Source organism: Cobetia marina, from assembly GCF_001720485.1.
GTDB lineage: Bacteria > Pseudomonadota > Gammaproteobacteria > Pseudomonadales > Halomonadaceae > Cobetia > Cobetia marina.
The window spans coordinates 3321332-3339030 of record NZ_CP017114.1; the positions used below are offsets into that span (position 1 = coordinate 3321332).

The window sequence follows — 17699 nt, forward strand, 5'->3', positions numbered from 1 at the left end:
TCCACTGCCGATGATTCGCCCTCCAGCGGCCGCGATCACGCCGCCATGCAGGCGGATTTCCGCGCCAGCGCCCGACGCACCTTCGCGATCGAGGGCGCCGCCATCGCGGCACTGGAGCACCAACTGGATGCAGAGTTCGATCATGCCTGCCAGCTGATGATGGCGACCAAGGGCCGGGTGATCGTCACCGGCATGGGGAAATCCGGCCATATCGCCAGCAAGATCGCGGCGACTCTGGCCAGCACCGGCACGCCGGCATTCTTCGTGCATCCCGGCGAAGCCAGCCATGGGGATCTCGGCATGATCACCTCGTCGGACACGGTGCTGGCACTGTCCAATTCCGGTGAAACCGCCGAAGTCACCGCCCTGCTGCCACTGCTCAAGCGCATGGGGACGCCGCTGGTCTCGATGACCGGCAAGCCCGGCTCGACGCTCGCGCGTGATGCAGACGCACACCTGGACACCAGCGTCGCCCAGGAGGCCTGTCCGCTGAACCTGGCACCGACGGCCTCCACGACCGCCGCACTGGTGATGGGGGATGCGCTGGCCGTGGCACTGCTGGAAGCCCGCGGCTTCACCGCCGAGGAGTTCGCACTCTCTCATCCCGGTGGCAGCCTTGGGCGGCGACTGCTGCTGCGCGTCCAGGACGTCATGCATCAAGGCGATGCCCTGCCACGCGTGGCGCTGGGCAGCCCGCTGCGCGATGCGCTGCTCGAGATCACCCGCCAGGGCATGGGGTTCACCTGCGTGATCGACGAGGACGAGCATCTGGTCGGCGTCTATACCGATGGGGATCTGCGCCGCACCCTGGATCAGCACGGCGATCTGCGTGCGCTCAAGGTCGATGACGTCATGACGCGCGGTGGCAAGACCATCCGTTCCAGCATGCTGGCCGCCGAGGCGGTGCGCATCATGGAAGAAAACCGCATCAGCGTTCTGGTAGTCTGTGACGAGGATGAGCACCCGATCGGCGCCATCCACATGCACGGCCTGCTGGCCAGCGGCGTGATCTGAACTCCCCCGCGGGATTGCTGTCTCTGCACGACAGTCCCGTGAGTCTGGCGAGGGCAGCACGCAGCCGTTGGCGGTCGTCGCCTACAGGAATGCGTCACGCATGCACGGAATGCGAGGAGAAAGACCATGAATGACATCACTTCCCTGGCGGAGGACTACCCCCAGGACATCATCGACCGCTCACGTCGCGTGCGCCTGCTGGCGCTGGATGTGGACGGCGTGCTGACGGACAACCGGCTGCACTACGATGCCAATGGCGTGGAAACCAAGAGCTTCCATGTCCAGGATGGCCACGGCCTCAAGCTGATCCTGCGCAGCGGTATCCGAGTCGCCTTGATCACGGGTCGCAGCTCACCGATGGTGGAACGTCGCGCCAAGGAGCTGGGTATCCAGGACGTCATTCAGGGCCGCGAGGACAAGCTGGTCGCGCTGACCAACCTGTGTCGCGAGCACGATATCGCGCTGGATGAGGTGGCCTACTGCGGAGATGACCTGCCGGATCGCGAAGCCATCCGTCGCGTCGGTCTGGGGGTCAGCGTTCCCAACGCCATGCCCTATGTGATGAGTGAAGCCAACTGGGTGACCACTCGTCAGGGCGGTGATGGTGCCGTGCGCGAGATCTGTGATCTGCTGCTCAAGGCACAGGGCCACTGGGCCTCGGTGCTGGATACCTATCTGCAGGAGTCGCGCGCCTGATGCCACGTCTTCCCCGTCCCTCTCCGCGCCTGTGGCTGATGCTGCTGCTCCTGCTGGTCGGCGGCGTCATGGCCCTGATCGAGCAGCGCAACAGTCTGGAATCGACAGTGGATGTCGACGCCAGCAGTGATGAGCCGGATTACTATCTCGACGGGGCTGACATGACGCGCTTCGATGCGCGGGGAGTGTCGATCCAGTCGATGACCTCCCCGCACATCGAACACACGCCAGGCGATGACGTGACGCGTGCGCAGGCACCGAAGATCCGGACCAACGACAGCGAAGACCGTCGCTGGTACGCCACGGGTGACAGTGGCGTGTTGAGCGCCGGCGGCGACACCTTCACCCTCGAGGGCAATGCCAGACTGCGCCAGCCTTCGGACGCCTGGACACTGGACACCGACGTGCTGCATTACAGTCGTGAGCAGAATCGTGCCTGGAGTGACGTGCCGGTGGTGATCACCCAGAATGGTCAACGCGTCGAGAGTGATCGCTTCAGCGCTGACCTCTCTCAGGATTCCGCCCAGCTGGAAGGCCGCGTCCGCAGTACCCTGCAACCCGGCAAGGGCAAGAGCGATGCCGCCCGGGAAGCCGAGACTCTCGACACCGGCAATGACACCACCCGTGACGATGATGGCCGCGTCTCCAGCACCTTCGATGCCGCGCCGGCCCAGGATCAGTGAGCGCACCCCTGCATGCGCCGAATCCTCTCTCCCCGATTTCCGCTTCACGATGGCCTGAGTGATCGTGAAGCCTTACCAGTTCTGCCAAGGAGCACTCCATGACTTCAACGACTCTCACGCCCTTGACGGTCTGGCGCCAGACACTCAGACCCGGTGTCATGGCCCTTGGCCTGGCACTTGGCATGACGACGCTTTCCCCGACCGCACTGGCGCTGGACAGCGATGCCAACCAGCCGATCAACATTGCCGCCGACTCACTGTCACTGGATGACAAGGCCGGCACAGCCACCTATACCGGTCGCGTGGAAATGCGCCAGGGCAGCATGAAGCTGGATGCCGCGCGCGTGGACATCAGTCGCGCCGACAGCGGCGAGATTTCCCTGGTCAAGGCCACCGGCCAGCGCGCCTACATGGAGCAGAAACCCGATACCGACGAGCGACTGGTCAAGGGCTGGGCGAATACCATTCGCTACCACGCGCTGGAACGTCGGGTGGAACTGGTCGGCGATGCCCGTCTGGAGAAAGGCGATGACACCTTCGAAGGTGGCTACGTGGAATACTTCCTGGACAAGCGCCAGGTCAATGCCAGCAATGGCACCGATGCCTCATCCTCCGAGGGGTCACGCGTCCACATGACCCTGACGCCACGTGGCGCCAATGCCAGCAAGGATCAATGAGCATGACTGCTGCCAGCCCACGTACCCTCAGCGCTCGTCATCTGGCCAAGGCCTACAAGGGTCGCAAGGTCGTCAAGGACATCTCGCTGGAAATCCGCCAGGGTGACATCGTAGGCCTGCTGGGCCCCAACGGGGCCGGCAAGACGACCTCGTTCTACATGATCGTCGGCCTCGTGCGCTCGGATGCCGGTAGCGTGACCATCGATGACCACGACCTGTCCGGCGCCGCCATGCATCAGCGGGCTCGCGCCGGCATCGGCTATCTGCCCCAGGAAGCCTCGATCTTCCGCAAGCTCTCGGTATCCGACAACATCATGGCGATCCTCGAGACGCGCAAGGACCTGGATCGCAACGGACGCAAGGCACGCCTGGAGGAGCTGCTCAACGAGTTCAGCATCACGCATATTCGTGACAGTGCCGGCATGAGCCTTTCCGGCGGGGAGCGCCGCCGCGTGGAGATCGCTCGCGCACTGGCCACCGAGCCAGACTTCGTGCTGCTCGATGAGCCGTTTGCCGGCGTGGACCCCATCTCGGTGGGCGAGATCAAGAGCATCGTGCGCCAGCTGCGCGACCGCGGTATCGGGGTGCTGATCACCGACCACAACGTGCGCGAGACACTCGACATCTGCGATACCGCCTACATCGTGGGCGATGGTCAGATCATCGCGCATGGCGACGCCGACACCATCCTCGCCAACCAGCAGGTGCGTGATGTCTACCTGGGCCATGAGTTCAAGCTCTAGCCCGAGAGTGCCGTCAGCTTGGTGAGAGCCGTCAGCCTGGTGAGAGACGTCAGCCTGACGAGAGCCGTCCGACCTCTTCTGCTCTCACCAGCACCCTCCAGCACCCGCCACTTCCTGCTTCACTGTCGGGGCCTCGTTCCCCGCCCCCTCACGCAAGCGCCTCGACATGCGCTTGCGTGATCTCCCCGTGAACCCTCCTGCTCTGCCACACCTCACTCGAACGCATGACGTCCATACCACCTTGGTGGCAACATGGCATGCAAGTTGCTTGAATATTCTCGACTGCCCCTTGTCAGTGCCCCGACCCACGGTATAGCGTAGATGCACGTTCCTTTGCCGTGAATGACAGACCCCATGAAACCCACCTTGCAGCTTCGACTCGGCACTTCCCTGACCATGACCCCGCAACTTCAGCAAGCGATCCAGCTGCTGCAGTTGTCGACGCTGGACCTGCGTCAGGAGATACAGCAGGCGCTTGAGTCAAACCCCATGCTGGAGCTTGACGAGGAATACGAGTCGCTGGATGTCGCGGAGACACAGGACAAGAGCGAGATCTCCACCTCCGAGACCAACAGCGAGATTCCTGAAGAATACCCTCTCGACAGTGACTGGTCGGACCTCTACCAGGATCACGCAGGCAGCCTGACCAGTTCCGGCAGCGGAAGCTCGAGCGAGGACGGGCCGGACTTCGATCGCAACACCAGTGTCGAAAGCCTGCAGGACCACCTGCGCTGGCAGCTGGCGATGACGGACCTCGATGCACGTGAACGCCAGATGGCGGAGAGTCTGATCGATGCGGTGGATGGGGCCGGCTACCTGAGCATGAGCCTGGACGAACTGGTCGATGGCCTGCGAGGTCAGGGACTGCCCGGCCTCAAGGCGTCGGAACTCGAGCAGGTCCTGCTGCGCCTTCAGCAGTTCGATCCCACCGGTGTGTTCGCTCGAGACCTGCGCGAATGTCTGCTGCTGCAGCTGGCCCTGCTGCCGGACGATCTGCCGCTGCTGGCCCAGGCCCGCCGTCTGGTGCGGCAATTCCTCGAGGCACTGGGCAATGACGATCGCAAGCTGCTCAAGCGTCGCCTGAGCCTGGATGATGATGAGCTGGATCACGTCATTCGTCTGGTACGGGCGCTCGACCCGCGCCCGGCGTCCGCCTGGGGCGAGCCTGCCAGTGATTACGTCATCCCGGACCTGCTGGTCCGTCATACGCGTCACGGCTGGCAGGTCGAGCTCAACCCGGAAGCGCTGCCCAAGCTGCGTATCCAGCCGGAATATGCCGCCCTCATCAAGCGGGCCGACAAGTCCGCGGACAACACCTTCCTCAAGGACAATCTTCAGGAAGCCCGCTGGCTGATGAAGAGCCTGTCCTCACGCAATGACACCCTGCTCAAGGTGGGCCGCGAGATCATGGCGCGCCAGATCGACTTCCTCGAGCAGGGGGAAGAAGGCATGAAGCCGCTGATCCTCGCCAACATCGCGGAAGTGGTCGAGATGCACGAATCCACCATCTCGCGGGTGACCACCCAGAAATATATCCACACCCCGAGAGGCGTGTTCGAACTCAAGTTCTTCTTCTCGAGTCAGGTGGGTGGCAGCGGCAACGGTGACGCGCATTCCAGCACCGCGATCCGCGCGCGCATTCGCAAGCTGATCTCGGAAGAACCGGCGCGCAAGCCATTGTCCGACTCACGCCTGGTGGATCTGCTGGCCAGTGATGGCATCGAGGTAGCGCGCCGGACGGTCGCCAAGTATCGCGAGGCCATGGGCATCCCCTCCTCCAGCGAGCGCAAGCGCTTGGCGTGAGTCTCGACAACGGATACCCGCAAGCCAGCGGGCTCCACACGTCGGAGCGCTGAAGCTCGCCCCCTTGCACCTGCCATCCTGGCATCATCTGCCAATCAGTCGTCTGAATACCGGTTGGCAATGCCTGTCCTTGCGACTGCGTGAGTGACTTCACGCCCCCAATTGCCTATTTTTCCAGCCACTTTTCTCCAGAGTGCTTTCTTTTTCCCTCACATCCCACGGACAGATAGCCAGGGGTCGCCACCGACTCCTGCCACACGAACGTCGACGTAAATGCTGACATTGGCCACAAACGGCCGGTTTCTCGAGCCCCATTCCGTCCGTGATGCGAGGCGATGCTCATGAAGAACCTGCTGATATCCCTCGCTGGGTTGAAGACAAGCCTTGCCCCACGATGCAGCGCAGCGTTGATCTTTGTTCAAAGCTTGGGCATTGTCGGGGTAGACGCTCGGTACACCGGCACCGCCGCTCTCGCCAGCAGATGATCGCCACGAGACCATGGCCGGAGTCAGAAAGTGGCCGCGCGTTCAATCAGGGTTTGCTCGCAGTCAAAAAGGGTTACAATTCAAAGGCAACCCGCTGGATAAAGGAGCGTGTCCATGCAAGTGAATATCACCGGGCATCATGTGGAACTCACCGATCCTCTCCGCGATTATGTCAACGAGAAGCTCGCTCGCCTCGAACGGCATTACGACAACATCACCAATGTTCAGGTGACACTGTCGATCGAGAAGGAACGCCAACAGGCTGCCTGCACCCTGCACGCCGCTGGCGCCGACCTCCATGCCCTGGCAGAAGACCCCAACATGTACGCTGCCATCGACGCGCTCGCCGACAAGCTGGACCGCCAGCTGGTCAAACACAAGGAAAAGTCCCAGGCTCGCTCTCAGGGCACCGGGACCCGTTGACCTTCTGCCATGACACTTGATCAGATCCTTCCCCCCGAGCGCACGCTCTACGGCGTCCCCGGGGGGAGCAAGAAGCGGGTGCTGGAATTCTTCAGCACCTTCATTGCTCAGAACATTCCCAGCCTGGACAGCCAGGAAGTCTTCTCGCGCCTGATCGGGCGCGAGAGACTGGGTTCGACGGGTATCGGCCACGGCGTGGCCGTGCCACATGCACGCAGTCCACACTGCAAGACCCCCATCGCGGCGTTCATGAAGCTCGGTGACCCCATCGACTTTGACGCCATCGATGGCGAACCCATCGATCTGCTGTTCGTGCTGCTGGTCCCCGAGGAGGCAGATGACACCCATCTCACTCTGCTCGGCCAGGTGGCGGAACTGCTCAACTCGCCCACCAACCGGGCAGCATTGCGCCAGGCAGACAGTCAGCGAGCATTGTTCGATGCCCTGACCTCGGCCATCGCCGAATTGCCGGCGCGCTGAACCTGCAAGCCCGGACTCGCTCCGGGCTTGTCGCTGACTGGCCTCAGGCACCCTCCGCTTTCACCTCATGCTGACCTCGCCCTGGGAGAGCACTCCATGAAGATCGTGATCATCAGTGGTCGCTCCGGTTCCGGCAAATCGATTGCCCTCCAGGCGCTGGAAGACATTGGCTACTATGCCATCGACAATCTGCCCGGCATGCTGCTGGCACCATTGGTCGAGCAGCTGGAAAAGGACAGCCCCACCCGCCGGCGCATCGCGGTCTCCATTGACGCGCGCAACCTCCCCGATGCCCTGAGTCGCTTCCCCGAACTGCTCGACAGCGTTCGTCAGAGCGGCATGGATGTGCAGGTCGTCTACCTGACCACGGACTCCCGTGTCCTGCTCGAACGCTATTCCGCGACCCGCCGCCGTCATCCGCTGACCCGTGACAATGACCGCACGCTGGCCGAGGCCATCGAGATCGAGCAGCAGACACTGGCCCCGATTCGTCAGAAGGCGGATCTGGTCATCGACTCGACCAACCTCAGCGTGCATGACCTGCGCTCGCGCATCACCGAACAGGTCGCGCAGCACAGCTCTCGTCATCTGACACTCACCTTCGAGTCCTTCGGCTTCAAGCATGGCGTGCCGACCGATGCCGACATGGTGTTCGATGCCCGCTGCCTGCCCAACCCCTACTGGGACATCAATCTGCGCAGCGATACCGGTCGTGATGACAGCGTGGCGGAATTCCTGCAGCGCTACCCGGACGTCAAGGCGATGCAGGATGACATCGCCGGCTGGCTGGAACGCTGGCTGCCCGCCTATCAGGCCAGCAATCGCAGCTACCTGACCGTTTCGGTGGGCTGTACCGGCGGCCAGCATCGCAGCGTCTATCTCTGCGAGCAGCTGGCCGAACATTTCGCCAAGCAGCTTCCGGAAGTGCGTCTACGCCACCGGGAACTGGGGATCCATACGGCCCTGGCGATCAGCGATACCCGTCAGGAGTCACACGATGCCCAGTCGTGAACTGGTTCTGACCAACAAGCGCGGGCTGCATGCTCGCGCTGCCACCAAGCTGGTCAACTGCTGTGCGCCCTTCGAGGCCACGGTCATGGTCAGTCACGGTGAGCGACGCGCCAACGCGGCCAACGTCATGGCGCTGCTGATGCTGGCAGCCCCGTGTGGCACGGCGCTGATCATCGATGTCGAGGGCGAACAGGCAGATGAGGCCCTGTCTGCGATCGAGTCCCTGTTCGAGGCGCGCTTCGAAGAGGAAGAATGACGCCGCCGCACCCCGTCTGACATCCCCCGCCCGCCGGCTTTCTGCCACTTTTTCCGCGCTGATTGCCCTATCGATAAGAAACAGTGTTTTCTTTTGTCGACGCGCCCCCCTGCGCCAATGGTAGAATCAACGCTGTCCTTCATGTCGACAGGGGAAGCCGACAGATGAGCAAGACGTCACGCAAACTCAAGCCAAGACTTGATCGCCTGTCACAGGCACTGGAAAGTGGCGAGCTGGATCAGGCAAGGCGCATGCTGAATCGCGGCCTGGCACCGGTGGACGTGGCCCACTTGCTGGAATCCTCCCCCCCAAGGAGCGCAACCTGCTCTGGGAGCTGGTCGACGCCGAACTTCAGGGCGATGTGCTCCAATACCTTGGCGAGGATATCCAGAGCGACTTCCTCAAGGACATGGATGCCGAGGACGTCCTGGCCGCCACCGAGAATCTGGAACCGGATGATGTCGCCGACATCCTCCAGCGGCTTCCGAATGCCGTGATTCTCGAAGTCCTCGACTCCATGGAGGCGCAGGAACGCCAGCGGGTCGAGACGGTGCTGTCCTATCCCGAGGACACTGCCGGCGGCTTGATGAACACGGACACCATCACCATCCGTCCGGACATCACCCTGGATGTCGTGTTGCGTTACATCCGCCGTCACGAGCGACTTCCCGATTCCACCGACACTCTGCTGGTCGTCTCGCGCCGCGATGAATTCATCGGCGCCCTGCCCATCAACCGCCTGCTGGTCTCTGACCCCGGTGTCACGGTGCGCGAGGTGATGGATACCGACAGCGTGGTGATTCCGGCATTGATGCCGGAGAGCGAGGTCGCCTCGCTGTTCGAGAAGCATGACCTGATCTCGGCGCCTGTCGTCGGCGGTGATGGCAATCTGCTCGGGCGCATCACCATCGATGACGTGGTCGACGTCATCCGCGGCGATGCCGAGCACCAGGTCATGTCGATGGCGGGGATGGACGAGGATGAAGATACCTTCTCCCCGGTGATGCGCACCTCCTGGCGTCGCGCCATCTGGCTTGGCATCAACCTGCTGACCGCCTTCATGGCGTCCGCCGTGATCGGGATGTTCGAGGGCACCATCCAGAAGATCACCGCGCTGGCGGTACTGATGCCCATCGTCGCCAGCATGGGCGGCATTGCCGGCTCACAGGCACTGACGGTACTGATTCGCGGCATCGCACTGGGACACGTCAAGAGTGGCAACGTGCGCTGGCTTCTCAAGCGCGAAATCATCGTCGCGGGGCTCAATGGCCTGCTGTGGGCGGTGGTGGTCGCCGGGATCGCCATCGTCTGGTTCGGTGATGTCCAGCTGGGGGCCATCATCGGTGCCGCCATCATGATCAATCTGTTGATCGCGGCCGTGACCGGGACATTGCTGCCGATACTGCTCAAGAAGCTCAATATCGACCCGGCCCTCTCCGGCAGCGTGATCCTGACCACCGTGACCGACGTGATCGGCTTCATGGCCTTCCTGGGCCTGGCGACCTGGCTCTATCTGTAATACGCCCGATGGATTCCAGTGACTGCTCCAGAAAACAACACGGCCGCTCCCAAGGGAGCGGCCGTGTTGTTTTCTGGACTCTCGCGCAGAGACAGAAGCGTCAGCGATCAGCCTTCCAGCTCATCGTCTTCACCTTCGGACATGCCGGCAACGGTCATGCCATCGATCAGCCAGCTGCCAGAGTGGATGCTGCCCCGGGTATCGACATCATCACCGACCGCCAGCAGATTGGCGGCCATGTCACGCAGATTGCCGGCGATCGTGAACTCCTCGACCGCGTGCTGGATCTCGCCATTCTCGACCCAGAAGCCCGAAGCGCCACGTGAGTAGTCACCGGTCACGCCGTTGACGCCCTGCCCCATCAGCTCGGTCACCAGCACGCCGGTGCCCATCTGCTTGAGCATCTCGTCACGGGAGGTCAGTGGCGCGGTGATGCGCACGTTGCGCGCGCCGCCCGCGTTGCCGGTGGTCTGCATGCCCAGGCGACGAGCACTGTAGGCGCTCAGCATGTAACTCTGCACCTTGCCGTCGGCAAAGTAGACATTGTCACGCGTGGCGACACCGTCGTTGTCGAAGGCGGCACTCGACATGCCACCCACCTCACGCGGCTTCTCGCCGAGGGTGAACCAGTCAGGGAACAGCGGCTGACCCAGGCTGTCGCACAGGAAGCTGGACTCACGATACAGCGAACCACCCGCGATGGCGGACAGATAGTGCCCTACCAGGCCTGCCGACATCTGCGGGTCGAACATGACCGGCATACGCCCCGTCGCCACCTTGCGCGCGTTGAGGCGTGCCAGCGTGCGGCGTGCAGCCTCGCGCCCCACATCCTCCGGGGAGCGCAGGTCGGCCGGGTTGCGCACGCTGGTGTAGTCATAGTCACGCTGCATGCCCTGTTCATCCCTGGCGATCAACATGCAGGACATCGAGTGTCGGCTGCCGCACTGACTGGCCAGGAAACCGTGGCTGTTGCCGTAGACCTGCACACCTTCCCCACTGGAGAAGCTGGCACCTTCGGATTGCGCGATGCCTTCCACTTCCAGTCCGGCACGCTCACACGCCAGCGCCAGATCCGTCGCGTCATCGACGCTGATCGCCCAGGGGTGATGCGCCTGAAGGTCCGGGAAATCGGTGGCCATCAGTTCGGCCGGCGCCAATCCGGCAAAGCTGTCCTCGCCGGTGTAATGAGCGATGGAGACCGCTTTCTCGACCGCGGCACGAATCGAGTCGCTACCGGCGTCGGAAGAGGTCGCGCTGCCCTTGCGATTGCCCAGATACACGGTCACGCCGATCCCCTGGTCACGCGACAGCTCGACGGTTTCGACTTCTCCGTCACGCACCGAGATGCTGACGCCCTGATCGACGCTGGCGCCCACCTCACAGGCATCGGCTCCCAGACTGCGGGCCAGCTCGAGCGCTTCGCTGACGCGGCGCTCCAGCAGTTGTTGCTGAGCAACGGCATCAAAGGCCTGGCTCATGTTGTTCTCCTTCTGAGGAGACGGGGCGCTGGCAGTGCTATACTGCCGCAAATTTCCCCGACTCGTTGGAATTGGCATGCGTAAAGAAAGACCTGAGGAGCTCGTCGAGCGTCCCAGCAAATCCCAGATGAAGCGTGAAATGATCGAGCTTCAGGCCCTCGGCAAGAAGATCATCGACATGCCGGCCGGTCAGCGCGCCAAGTTCCCGCTCTCCGATGACATGCTGGCCGCCATCGATGAGTGCGGACGCATTCGCAGTCATGAAGGCCTGCGCCGTCACATGCAGTACGTCGGCAAGCTGATGCGCAAGGAAGACCTCGAGGCCATCAACGCCGTCTTCCAGAGCATGGAGCAGCAGAGCATCCGTCGGGATGCCTCCTTCCAGCGCCTGGAGCGCTGGCGCGATCGCCTGATCGAGGACGACGAAGCCTTCGTGATCTTCGTCGAGGACTACCCGGAGGTGGACCGCCAGGCACTGCGTCAGCTGATCCGCAATTCACGCGCCGAGCGTGATGCCGGCAAGCAGCCCAACAGCGCCAAGAAGCTCTTCAGGCTGCTGCGTGCCGAGCTCGATCTGTAATTCTGACACCTCACGCTTCATCGACGCCGCCGCGGCCCTGCCACGGCGGCGTCGTCATATCGCTTCTCTGCTGATCAAGCGCACCGGTTCATGACTGGGTGCCACCGACCGTCAGCTCATCGAGCTTCAGCGTCGGCTGGCCGACCCCGACCGGCACCGACTGACCGTCCTTGCCACAGACCCCGACCCCGGTATCCAGCTCGAGATCATTGCCGATCATCGAGACGCGACCCATGGCTTCCGGGCCGTTGCCGATCAAGGTCGCGCCCTTGACCGGTGTGGTCACCTTGCCGTCCTCGATCAGATAGGCTTCGCTTGCGGAGAACACGAAGCGCCCGGAGGTGATGTCCACCTGGCCACCGCCGAAGCTGACCGCATAGAGGCCGCGCTTGACGCTCTTGATGATCTCCTGCGGGTCACGATCGCCACCCAGCATGTAGGTGTTGGTCATGCGGGGCATCGGCAGGTGCGCAAAGGACTCGCGACGCGCATTGCCCGTCGGCGCCATGCCCATCAGGCGGGCATTCAGCTTGTCCTGCATGTAACCGGTGAGGATGCCATCCTCGATCAGCGGCGTGTACTGACCCGGCGTGCCTTCATCGTCCACCGACAGCGAGCCACGGCGGTCCGCCAGCGTCGCATCGTCGACCACGGTGACGCCGCGCGCCGCGACCTGTTCGCCCATGCGCCCCGCGAAGGCGGAGCTGCCCTTGCGGTTGAAATCCCCTTCCAGACCATGACCGACCGCTTCGTGCAGCAGCACGCCCGGCCAGCCATTGCCCAGCACCACCGGCATCTGCCCGGCGGGCGCATCGACGGCCTCGAGATTGACCAGTGCCTGACGCACGGCTTCCCGCGCGTAGCGCTCGGCGACGTTGTCGTCACGCAGACGGGTCAGCGGGAAGCGTCCGCCGCCACCGGCACTGCCACGCTCACGACGGCCATTGCGCACCGCGATCACGCTGATGTTGAAGCGCACCAGCGGACGCAGGTCCGCGGCCAGGGTGCCATCACTGGCACGCACCATCACCACCTCGTAAAGCGCCGACAGCGAGGCCGAGACCTGACTGATGGACGGGTCAAGGCTGCGGGCGATGCGGTCCGCTTCCTTGAGCAACGCGACCTTGTCCTCGGCACTCAGGCCATTGAGCGGGTCGATGCCGGAATAGAAGGACGGTGCCTCGGTGATGATCGAACGGGCGACCGTGCCATTGCTGCCACTGCGTGAGATGCCGGCGGCAGTGCGACCGGTGTCGGCAAGCGCGGCGGCATCGATCTGATTGGAATAGGCGAAGCCTGTCTTCTCTCCCGCCAGTGAACGCACGCCGACGCCACCATCGATGTTGTAGCTGGCGTCCTTGACGACACCATCTTCCAGCACCCAGCTCTCCTGCCAGATACGCTGGAAGTAGAGGTCGGCATAGTCGGTACCCGGACCCATGGCATGTGCCAGGCCGGCATCCAGATCATCCAGGCTGAGTCCGCCCGGGGTCAGCAACAGGGCCGCGGCATCGTCGAGCACGCGACCGGAACTCGCATTTTGCGTCATTCGGCACTTTCCAGAGTAATGTTCGGGTCGCCCCAGGGGCCTGATACCCGATAGTGAATTTGCGTCACCTTGTCGATGAAGCGACCGAAGATCTTGTCGGCCACGAACAGCGCACCGCCCACGGCGGGGGCGCCTGCCAGCACGGCGGCCAACGGCAGGTTCTGACTGACCGGCACCGTGATGGCCATGTGTTGATCAAGGGTACCGCGAAGCAGGTCAACCTGCCCGTTGAGCGTCACGGTGGTGGACGGCGCCTCGATACGCAAGGGGCCATCGCTTTCCAGACGCCCCGCAAAGAGAGTCGCGGCGCCCCGCACCTTGTCGAAGGCCGTGCCCTTGTCGGTCACATCCGAGAAATCCAGCGACAGACGACGCAGCAGATTGTCGACGTTGACCAATCCCAATAGCCGCGCGGACGCCGAGCCGAGATTCAGGAAACGTCCGTCGTCCAGCTTGACCTCGAGCCGCCCGTTGGAGCGCGACAGCGCAAAGTCCTGCGGCGCCCCCGGCCAGGCCAGCTTGGCCTCGGCGCGTGCGCGCTCGGCCTCGATGCCGCGTGGCTGGGACAACCGCTCCAGCAGCCCGCCCAGATCGCTGCCATCCGCGGAAAGACGAGCGCGCGTCAGACTATTGGCACCGGCATCCTCCCAGGTGATGTTGCCCTGGGCCGTCATGTCGCCCACGGTAATGGCGAGGGGGGACACCACCAGCCGCTGTTGATCCGACTGCCACTCTGCACTGATGGGCCCCAGCTGCTGCTCGCGCCAGATGAGACGTGCCAGGCGCAGGCTGCCTGCCGGCAGCTCGGCCAGCGCCGCTGGGTAGGGAGTCGGCTCGACCCCGGTGGCCACGGCTTCGGTGAAGTTGCTTGGCGCAGGCTCGGGGGTTTCCCGGGTCTGTGGCGGCCACAGCGCGTCGAGATCAAGATGATCGAGATCCAGAATCAACGGCCGCGCGGCTCCGGACTGCCAGACGAGCTCCCCACTGGCGAGCCTGCCCTCCAGAGTGGCCGCCAGCCCCAGCGCTTGCTGTTGAGAGCTCTGACGAGGCGTTGCCTCAAGCGTCATCGGGCCGGTACACCGATCCTGGATCATCAGACAATCGGTGGCAACGCGCAGCCGCGGCAGCTCGCTGAGTGCATCGCCACCGCTGCCACTGGCACCATCATCGCCACTCGCGTCGGATAGCGCCCCGCCCCATGATGACCAGAGCTCAGGTGCCAGCGTCGGCGTCCGCCAGGCGATATCCCACCCCGTACGGGACGGCCATTGCGGGTCGCTCGGCCAACGTTCCAGCCACAGCTGGCCGGTCATCGGCACCTTGCTGCCATCATCACGCGTATTGCCGCCTTGCCAGCGAGCGCGGGCACGATTGGCGAGCACGACATCGCCACCGCCCTCGGCGAGCCCGACCTCCACCGACAACGCCGCGTCTTCATCACGCGCCTTGCCGAAGGGGGCCGGCAGATTGATGGCCGCGCCCTTGAGATCACTCGACAGCTGCAGGCTGGCTCCCTCCTCGGGCAGCATCAGGCGCGCCTGATAATCGAACGTGCCGCCCAGCGCACGCGGGCTATCTCCCTGATTCAGTGCGGCACGGCTATCCTGCGCCGCATCACCGAGCAGCGTCTCGGGAGCCCCCAGCCAGCTCAGCACCGGTGCCAGCGGCGCCTGGCCACTGAAGGTCACCGCCCCCTTGCTGGCCGAATCCGCCTGACCGATATTGAGTGCCGCCTTGACCGCGCCACCGAACAGCTGCCCTGACAGGTCGCCGGTCAATTGCTCGCGCTGTCCTTCAGGACGCGTGGGGTCATGCACGAATGCCAGCGGGCCGCGAATGCCGGCGATCTCGATGCCCGGCCCGGGGAAGGCCAGGCTTGCCGCCTGCTTCTCACCGACCTTACCCGTCACCTCCACCCGCGCCTGCTCGGCATCTTCAAGCGGTACGCGAATCTTCATGGCCGCCGCCACGGAGCCCTTGCCCTGCCACTCGGCCAGCAGCTCCGCGGTGTCCTCGAGCGGTGCATGCGAGAGCAGATCGAACAGCGCCTCGACACTGCCCGTGACATCCCCCTGGATATCCAGGGTGTCATCGTGCATGTCGACCTTGGCCTGATCCACCGACAGACGCTGCGCGCTACCCAGCGCGACCGGCCGTGAGTACGCCGACTCGACGCTGGCCGTGAGATCATTGTCATGCAGCTCGAGATTGCCCTTCACGCCGTCAAGCGCGGGCCAGCCCTCGACATAGCCGAGCCGCCCGTTCTCGATGGCAAGCTCGAGATCCATCGCGTCCCCGGGGCCGTAGCCATTCTCGCCATTGTCCTCATCCCAAACCTGCTCCAGATGCAGAGAACCCTCTGGCACGACACCTGCCACATCACGCGTCAGCCATTCACGCAGGGAGGGGTCCAGTACCTTGAGCGGCAACCAGTCCGCCAGCGGGATGCTGCGAGCATCCACATCCTGCATGTCCAGATCCAGCTGGAAGCGGTCCGCATCATCCGTGGGAATCTGCAACCCGAAGCGTCCCGTCACCCTGGCGCCATGACGCGAGATATCCAGATCACGCCCGCTGATCTGGCTGCCGGCATCATCCACCTGCCAGTCCACCACCCCCTGCGCGGACTCCAGTGACCAGCTGTCACCGAAGACTTCCGGGAAATGGAATCGCATGCCGGGGGCTCCCTGGAAGGTGACACTGCCCTGCATGCCCCCTTCATCACGACTCCGCGCCGTGACCCACGCCGCCAGCGGCCCGAGCCCCGGAGCGCCCTCCCAGGGTTCCACCTCGGTATCCGTCAGGCCAAGCGCCAGCGTCATGCTCAGCGGGGCTTCAAGGCCGATATTGGCCAGTGACAGGGACAGTCCGGTGGCGGTGCCACGCGGATCGAGTGACTCAAGTATCTCGCCCAGCTCGCCCAGCTCCAACACATTGCGCCAGCGCGCCACCCGCGCCAGATCGAAGCGGCCGGTCACAAGCGAGACACTGCCATCGGCAAGATCCCCCGACAGGGAGATACGCTCAGGGAGGCTGGCAAGCGCGGCCTGCAATCGAGCAGGCGGCTCCTGTGAAGCGGAATCTGAATCCGATGGAGAATCCGAGCGCTGGGCCACCTGTGCCTCACCGTCACTCACGACGGCGTCATCGAGCTGCGAGGCTCCCACCGAGAGCTGATTGAGCCACGCCTGCCAGCGATCCCCGCCCGACAGATCCCGCAGCCACTGCCCCCGCGCATGGATGTCCTTGAGGGCCAGCATGGCGCCATCGTGATCCAGCGTCAGACGATTGAGATCGAGACGCAGGCGAGCGTCTTCCAGCCGTGCCTCTCGCCAGCGCGCCCACAGCGTGGCGTTGCCATCAGCGTCACGCAGCATCAGGCTGTCGCGCTCACCGATCAGGCGCCCGACACTGGCCAGTGCACCGGCATCCAGCTCCACCTGCAGCTGCGCGGAATAATCGGCGAGCCCCGCGTCGCCGGGCAGCACCTCCAGCACGGCACTCACGCCGGCCTGGGGCGACTCCCCTACGCGCAGCTGCCCCTCCAGATGAGCACGTTCACCATCACCGGCCAGCAACAACTCGGCCGCGTTCAGATTGAGCGTATCGTTGCGTCCATGCAGCACGAGACGTACATCCTCGAGCCTCACGCGCTGACGCGCCAGCAGTGCCAGGCCCTGCTCGAGCTGTTCCAGGCTCATCTGCCCCTTGGGCTCGAGGGCTTCAGGCGGGCGCGGCGGCCCCGGCCAGCCCCAGCTGCCATCGTCATGCTGATAGAGGTGAACGATGACGCCAGTGGCGGTCGCACGGTCAAACACGGGCGCCAGATGGCGCAGGGAGGACAGCACATCAAGCCGCGACTCGAGACGCTCCACGCTCAACAGCGGGGCCGCCTCCATCTCGTCGGGCCGAAAGAGGTTCAGGCCGGAGAGCTTGATGGCCGGGTCGAGATAGTCCATTCGCCCGTCAAGCGATGACATCCCGACATTGGAATGGGTCTGGGTAGCGATGAAGTCGCTGATCGCGTCACGGCGAGATTCCAGCGTCGTCAGCCACCAGCGCAGGCCACCGATCACGATCGCCAGCACCGCCAGCAGCACCGCCAGCGCCATCAAGAGCCTTCGCCCCCAGCGCCGCCGCCGTGAAAGCGAAGGGACGGGAGACGAGGCTTGATGAGATGACGGAGCATCACCGGCCGTGGCGGCCGACTCCGTCGGTCCATCCCCCGCTGTCAGCTTGTCTGACTCAGCGGGTGGCACTTGCGGCTCATCCGAGGAAGAGGTCACACGCGGATCTCCGAGC

At 63.9% G+C, this 17699-nt stretch carries 14 protein-coding genes and 1 pseudogene; 12 read left to right on the forward strand and 3 right to left on the reverse strand.

What is annotated here, in order from left to right; translation table 11 throughout:
* The first annotated feature begins 45 nt into the window (after window positions 1-45).
* From BFX80_RS14020 to mgtE, 11 genes and pseudogenes are all read left to right on the forward strand, one after another.
* On the forward strand, window positions 46-1014 hold the full coding sequence (locus BFX80_RS14020; protein ID WP_077373096.1) for a KpsF/GutQ family sugar-phosphate isomerase: 969 nt from the start codon (window positions 46-48) through the stop codon (window positions 1012-1014).
* Between the two features lie 126 nt (window positions 1015-1140).
* Window positions 1141-1710: a KdsC family phosphatase gene (locus BFX80_RS14025; RefSeq protein ID WP_084209225.1), complete on the forward strand. Its 570-nt coding sequence runs from the start codon at window positions 1141-1143 to the stop codon at window positions 1708-1710.
* Window positions 1710-2393, forward strand: coding sequence for an LPS export ABC transporter periplasmic protein LptC (gene lptC / locus BFX80_RS14030; RefSeq protein ID WP_084209226.1), 684 nt, complete (start codon window positions 1710-1712; stop codon window positions 2391-2393). Before BFX80_RS14025 ends, lptC begins: the two co-directional genes overlap by 1 nt.
* Before the next feature lie 98 nt (window positions 2394-2491).
* Entirely contained in the window at window positions 2492-3070 is a 579-nt protein-coding gene (lptA, locus tag BFX80_RS14035; RefSeq protein WP_240499585.1) for a lipopolysaccharide transport periplasmic protein LptA, read from the forward strand.
* Between the two features lie 2 nt (window positions 3071-3072).
* Window positions 3073-3813, forward strand: coding sequence for an LPS export ABC transporter ATP-binding protein (gene lptB / locus BFX80_RS14040; protein WP_103751363.1), 741 nt, complete (start codon window positions 3073-3075; stop codon window positions 3811-3813).
* Between the two features lie 354 nt (window positions 3814-4167).
* Window positions 4168-5616 (forward strand): RNA polymerase factor sigma-54, encoded by a 1449-nt coding sequence (locus BFX80_RS14045; RefSeq protein ID WP_077371583.1) that lies wholly within the window; start codon window positions 4168-4170, stop codon window positions 5614-5616.
* 599 nt (window positions 5617-6215) lie between these two features.
* On the forward strand, window positions 6216-6524 hold the full coding sequence (gene hpf / locus BFX80_RS14050) for a ribosome hibernation-promoting factor, HPF/YfiA family (RefSeq protein WP_043332555.1): 309 nt from the start codon (window positions 6216-6218) through the stop codon (window positions 6522-6524).
* 9 nt (window positions 6525-6533) lie between these two features.
* Window positions 6534-7004, forward strand: a complete 471-nt coding sequence (locus BFX80_RS14055; RefSeq protein WP_084209227.1) for a PTS sugar transporter subunit IIA — start codon at window positions 6534-6536, stop codon at window positions 7002-7004.
* Between the two features lie 96 nt (window positions 7005-7100).
* The gene (gene rapZ, locus BFX80_RS14060; protein WP_077371578.1) at window positions 7101-8015 is read left to right on the forward strand and encodes an RNase adapter RapZ; all 915 of its coding nucleotides are present in this window, start codon (window positions 7101-7103) and stop codon (window positions 8013-8015) included.
* A complete protein-coding gene (locus BFX80_RS14065; protein ID WP_077371575.1) occupies window positions 8002-8271 on the forward strand; it encodes an HPr family phosphocarrier protein in 270 nt (89 codons plus the stop codon). Before rapZ ends, BFX80_RS14065 begins: the two co-directional genes overlap by 14 nt.
* 164 nt (window positions 8272-8435) lie before the next feature.
* Window positions 8436-9790: pseudogene (gene mgtE / locus BFX80_RS14070) on the forward strand (magnesium transporter).
* A 107-nt stretch (window positions 9791-9897) separates the two neighbouring features.
* On the opposite strand, the gene pmbA reads toward mgtE, so the two are convergent.
* The gene (pmbA, locus tag BFX80_RS14075; protein WP_084209228.1) at window positions 9898-11268 is read right to left on the reverse strand and encodes a metalloprotease PmbA; all 1371 of its coding nucleotides are present in this window, start codon (window positions 11266-11268) and stop codon (window positions 9898-9900) included.
* Window positions 11269-11344: 76 nt separating this feature from the next.
* Between pmbA and yjgA the strand changes: the two genes are divergently transcribed.
* The gene (gene yjgA / locus BFX80_RS14080) at window positions 11345-11848 is read left to right on the forward strand and encodes a ribosome biogenesis factor YjgA (protein WP_077371567.1); all 504 of its coding nucleotides are present in this window, start codon (window positions 11345-11347) and stop codon (window positions 11846-11848) included.
* An 88-nt stretch (window positions 11849-11936) separates the two neighbouring features.
* Here the strand turns inward: yjgA and tldD are convergent, their stop codons facing one another.
* Complete coding sequence (tldD, locus tag BFX80_RS14085; RefSeq protein ID WP_084209229.1) at window positions 11937-13397, reverse strand: metalloprotease TldD; 1461 nt, start codon at window positions 13395-13397, stop codon at window positions 11937-11939.
* Window positions 13394-17509 (reverse strand): YhdP family phospholipid transporter, encoded by a 4116-nt coding sequence (locus BFX80_RS14090; RefSeq protein WP_084209230.1) that lies wholly within the window; start codon window positions 17507-17509, stop codon window positions 13394-13396. The genes tldD and BFX80_RS14090 overlap by 4 nt, the downstream gene beginning before the upstream one ends.
* Between the last annotated feature and the right edge of the window lie 190 nt (window positions 17510-17699).

Bases quoted from the DNA above. Each gene is read 5' to 3' on its own strand.
- hpf (WP_043332555.1), top strand. From the start codon at position 6,216: ATGCAAGTGAATATCACCGGGCATCATGTGGAACTCACCGATCCTCTC.
- BFX80_RS14065 (WP_077371575.1), top strand. From the start codon at position 8,002: ATGCCCAGTCGTGAACTGGTTCTGACCAACAAGCGCGGGCTGCATGCT.
- lptB (WP_103751363.1), top strand. From the start codon at position 3,073: ATGACTGCTGCCAGCCCACGTACCCTCAGCGCTCGTCATCTGGCCAAG.
- yjgA (WP_077371567.1), top strand. From the start codon at position 11,345: ATGCGTAAAGAAAGACCTGAGGAGCTCGTCGAGCGTCCCAGCAAATCC.
- lptC (WP_084209226.1), top strand. From the start codon at position 1,710: ATGCCACGTCTTCCCCGTCCCTCTCCGCGCCTGTGGCTGATGCTGCTG.
- BFX80_RS14055 (WP_084209227.1), top strand. From the start codon at position 6,534: ATGACACTTGATCAGATCCTTCCCCCCGAGCGCACGCTCTACGGCGTC.
- rapZ (WP_077371578.1), top strand. From the start codon at position 7,101: ATGAAGATCGTGATCATCAGTGGTCGCTCCGGTTCCGGCAAATCGATT.
- BFX80_RS14045 (WP_077371583.1), top strand. From the start codon at position 4,168: ATGAAACCCACCTTGCAGCTTCGACTCGGCACTTCCCTGACCATGACC.
- tldD (WP_084209229.1), bottom strand. From the start codon at position 13,397: ATGACGCAAAATGCGAGTTCCGGTCGCGTGCTCGACGATGCCGCGGCC.
- lptA (WP_240499585.1), top strand. From the start codon at position 2,492: ATGACTTCAACGACTCTCACGCCCTTGACGGTCTGGCGCCAGACACTC.
- pmbA (WP_084209228.1), bottom strand. From the start codon at position 11,268: ATGAGCCAGGCCTTTGATGCCGTTGCTCAGCAACAACTGCTGGAGCGC.
- BFX80_RS14020 (WP_077373096.1), top strand. From the start codon at position 46: ATGCAGGCGGATTTCCGCGCCAGCGCCCGACGCACCTTCGCGATCGAG.
- BFX80_RS14090 (WP_084209230.1), bottom strand. From the start codon at position 17,509: ATGGCGCTGGCGGTGCTGCTGGCGGTGCTGGCGATCGTGATCGGTGGC.
- BFX80_RS14025 (WP_084209225.1), top strand. From the start codon at position 1,141: ATGAATGACATCACTTCCCTGGCGGAGGACTACCCCCAGGACATCATC.